The following is a 2,375-nucleotide window of genomic DNA, read 5'->3' on the forward strand; positions in this document are numbered from 1 at the left end:
TTACTCACCCGTCCGCCGCTAACCTCAGGGAGCAAGCTCCCATTGGTTCGCTCGACTTGCATGTATTAGGCACGCCGCCAGCGTTCGTCCTGAGCCAGGATCAAACTCTCCAATAAAGAGTATGAGTAAGCTCATAAAATAAAACGTTGGCTCATGTTCTTCATAAGAAGACATGATAATATTGTTTGTTGACGCTTGTTTGTTTAGTTTTCAAAGAGCAATCCGTCGCCGTGAAGCAACTCTTATATATTACCAAGACATTTTTCTTTTGTCAACAAGTTTTTTTATTTTGTTTAACTTGTTAACAACTTGTCTCGTAACAACGAATATTAATATACCACCGTTAGAATCGATGCGCAAGTGTTTTTCTCTACTTTTTTCTCAGGAAATTAAAGTTCAACTATTCTTTAAATTCCATTGCCACTCCCTTACTTCACAAACACTATACTAATGAAAACTCTACATAAAAAAGACAAAGCGAAAATTCGCTTTGTCTTTCATTTTAACGATGACGCATTAACGGGAATAATAGTACATCACGAATGGATGCAGAGTCTGTTAATAGCATAACAAGACGATCAATTCCAATTCCTAGTCCACCAGTTGGAGGCATACCATACTCTAATGCTTCTATGAAGTCATCATCCATTTCATGCGCTTCGTCATTTCCTTGTTCTTTTTCCTTTAGCTGCGCTTCAAAACGTTCACGTTGGTCAATCGGGTCATTTAATTCAGTGAAAGCATTCGCATGTTCACGAGCAACAATGAATAACTCGAAACGATCGGTGAAACGAGGATCTTCATCGTTCTTTTTAGCAAGTGGAGAAATTTCCACTGGATGTCCGTAAATGAATGTTGGTTGAATGAGCTTTTCTTCAACTCTTTGTTCAAAAAACTCATTTACGATATGGCCATATTGCATATGTTCAGTGATCTCAATTCCATGCTCTTTCGCTAATAGACGTGCCTCTTCTGTTGTCATCTGCTTCCAAAAGTCTACACCTGTATATTCCTTAACGGCATCGACCATATGAAGTCTCTTCCATTCAGGTTTTAAATCAATCTCATATTCTCCATACTTAATAGTCGTTTTCCCAAGGACATCTTCAGCAATATGAGCAATCAAATTCTCCGTTAGGGACATGATGTCACGATAATCAGCGTATGCCTCATATAACTCAATCATCGTAAACTCTGGGTTATGTCTAGTCGAAACTCCTTCATTACGGAATACACGACCAATTTCATAAACTTTTTCTAGTCCGCCAACAATTAATCTCTTCAGATGTAATTCAATAGCGATTCGCATATAAAGTGTCATATCAAGTGCATTATGGTGTGTGATAAATGGACGTGCTGAAGCTCCACCTGCGATTGAATGCATCATTGGAGTTTCAACTTCTAAATATCCATGAGAATCAAGGTAACGTCTCATCGATTGGATAATACGGCTACGGTTGATAAATGTCTGTTTGCTCTCATCACTTACAATTAAATCTAGATAACGCTGACGGTAACGTTGTTCTACATCTTTTAAGCCATGGAACTTATCTGGAAGTGGACGTAAAGCCTTTGTTAAAAAGACAAAGTTTTGTACCTTAATGGAGAGTTCTCCTACTTTTGTCTTAAAAAGCGTCCCTTCTATCCCTACAAGGTCCCCAAGGTCAGCATCATTGAAAATTTCATAAGCTTCTTCTCCAACCGCATCTTGACGAACATAGATTTGAATTTGTCCGGTTAAGTCCTTTACATGAGCGAAACCAGCTTTTCCTTTTCCACGCTTGGTCATAATTCTACCAGCAATTTTAACAGCAACGTTTCGGCCTTCTATTTCTTCTTTTTCAAGTTCTCCATATTGACTCAAAATGCTTCCTGAATCATGTGTGCGCACAAAGCGTTTACCAAAAGGGTCTAATCCTTTTTCTCTAAGTGCGTTCATTTTGTCTCTTCGGACAATAAACTGGTCGTTTAATTCTTCCTGACTCATTTATTTATTCACTCCAATAATTTATTTATTATCATTATGTAACTTGAACATGAATACTCCTATTATTTTACACAATTTATCAACAATAGACATACAAAATACTAGATAAGCGCGAGTGTCCCTCTAGCAATGTTATTAATCCATAGGTTTATAATCTAGCCAATGATGTCTATTCAAACTTATCTACCGATTGATATGACAGTTGTGAACTACTGTTGTTGACGCTCACTCGTTATTTCTTATACAGAACCTATTTTTCAAAAAAGGGGCTGTCCAAAAAGTCAGTGAAAGCTGGTTTTTTTGGAGCCCCTTTTTGTATTTTTTCGAAAAAAAATACAAAAAAAAATCGTCCTTTTTAGTAAAATGAAGTTACCACACCACACTTACA

General features: G+C 37.2%; 1 protein-coding gene and 1 rRNA gene. Both read right to left on the reverse strand.

The annotated features are described in order from the left end of the window. Positions 1-116: ribosomal RNA gene (locus tag M3182_RS25460) — 16S ribosomal RNA — on the reverse strand; the annotation flags it as partial. 386 nt (positions 117-502) lie between these two features. Next, positions 503-1,987, reverse strand: coding sequence for a lysine--tRNA ligase (gene lysS / locus M3182_RS25465; RefSeq protein ID WP_251560618.1), 1,485 nt, complete (start codon positions 1,985-1,987; stop codon positions 503-505). Positions 1,988-2,375 lie beyond the last annotated feature (388 nt).

It is taken from the genome of Mesobacillus maritimus (genome assembly GCF_023715205.1).
Lineage (GTDB): Bacteria > Bacillota > Bacilli > Bacillales > Cytobacillaceae > Mesobacillus_B > Mesobacillus_B maritimus_C.